The sequence below is a fragment of the Vogesella mureinivorans genome (assembly GCF_007644035.1).
Taxonomy (GTDB): Bacteria; Pseudomonadota; Gammaproteobacteria; order Burkholderiales; family Chromobacteriaceae; genus Vogesella; species Vogesella mureinivorans.
Genome location: NZ_VMTV02000805.1, coordinates 1 through 263, shown reverse-complemented (window position 1 = coordinate 263; position 263 = coordinate 1). Strand labels below are relative to the sequence as shown.

The 263-nt window shown below is 63.5% G+C and carries 1 protein-coding gene; it reads right to left on the bottom strand.

From position 1 onward, the window contains the following. Positions 1-263, bottom strand: a 263-nt coding sequence (locus tag FLQ44_RS19725) for an efflux RND transporter permease subunit (protein ID WP_147695751.1), incomplete at both ends; no start/stop codon positions are given.

The following is a 263-nucleotide window of genomic DNA, read 5'->3' as shown; positions in this document are numbered from 1 at the left end:
AGACGGTGATGATCATCAGGCTGAAGAACAGCGCCGGCCCGACCTCGCGACAGGCATCGATGATCAGCTGGGTCCGGCTGCGGGAGCCGTCGGAGCGCTCGATGTGCTTGTGCGCGTTCTCGATCATCACGATCGCCGCGTCGACCATCACGCCAATCGAGATCGCGATGCCGCCCAGGCTCATGATGTTGGAGTTCATGCCCAGCATGCGCATCGCGATCACCGCGATCAGCACGCCGACGGGCAGCATGACGATCGCGACC